Raw genomic sequence first — 1,183 nt, forward strand, 5'->3', positions numbered from 1 at the left:
CGCACCGCTCTGGAAGTTCTTTTGTGCCGTTATAGAACTCTATGAACCGGGGTTCCGGGATGCGGACAAGGCGCGAACCGTAGAGGTCAGCCGTCCGGGTCAGCTGTGAGTATATGTCGGATACATATAGGAGATTCCGGAGCGGCATGTTCGGGTTGTCGGTGGACTGGTGCTCGTACAGGGAAAGTGTATCGTGGAGTAAGAAAGATACGTCATTTTTCATTCCCAAGTAGATAGCATTGTCCAGTGTGGTGACAGTTAGCTCGTCCGGATTGGTGTAATGTGTGCCGTTCATGGCGTTGTATAAATCTAGAAATTCACGCTTTTCCTTGAAAATCATCCGAAATATCCGGTCTTTGTAAGTAAGTGCAGGCGTAGGAGAGCCCACAGTTGGCATTGCCGCTGATTTCTCAGCCGTGTTAAGTGTTTCTTTCATCCAAATCCTCCTTTAGATGGCGGGAGGGTTTTATGCTCTGTCTTAGAAATCCTCCCGTCTTATTGTCTGGGGTTCAGCATTGAAGATTTCTAAGATTAGGCGAGAAGCCGTAAGAGCAGGCGTGAGCCATAAAAGAATGAATCATAGAAATAAATGCATATATAGATTATAACATAAACAAAACAGAATGCAACATAGAAAATAAAAATAATTGTGGTGATTTGAAGGTGGAGGAATAAGGATTCAGCGATTGGAAGAAGAGCGTATTACGGTGGGGATATCTATCCTTTATGATAGTGTGGGTATAAAGTGCATACCAAGAAAATATGCGGATAAATAATGTAAATTCCCAATAGTATTCTTGTGGCAGTATTTGTAAAAATGTGGTAGAATATAATATCATATTTTGTCGATGTTGGGAGGCGAAAGGATGCCGTCATTAAGCCAGTCAATTATTACGAACATTGAGGCGAGTTACATAGAAACATATTTGAAAAAGAAAGGGTTTTCCCGAACGGAGGGGGAAAGGGGACAGGATCTAAAATATTGGGCAGACAGCTTACTGAAAGAAGAAAGAATAAATGTTGAAGAATTTGAAGAGTTTCTGTTTAGCGAATTGTTTTGGGGAAAGAGAAAAACAATTCAGGTATATAAACTTGACAATATAAAAAACTCAAACTTCCCACACCGATTGGTGTGCTGAACCTTGAAAAATCAATACTTTAGTCTATAAAAAAGGCACAAACC

The 1,183-nt window shown here is 40.9% G+C and carries 1 pseudogene; it reads right to left on the reverse strand.

What is annotated here, in order from left to right:
• A pseudogene (locus NFR99_RS15260) lies at positions 1-436 on the reverse strand (hypothetical protein); the annotation flags it as partial.
• Positions 437-1,183 lie beyond the last annotated feature (747 nt).

The sequence above is a fragment of the Hominisplanchenecus murintestinalis genome (assembly GCF_943193015.1).
In the GTDB taxonomy this organism is placed as follows: Bacteria; Bacillota; Clostridia; order Lachnospirales; family Lachnospiraceae; genus Hominisplanchenecus_A; species Hominisplanchenecus_A murintestinalis.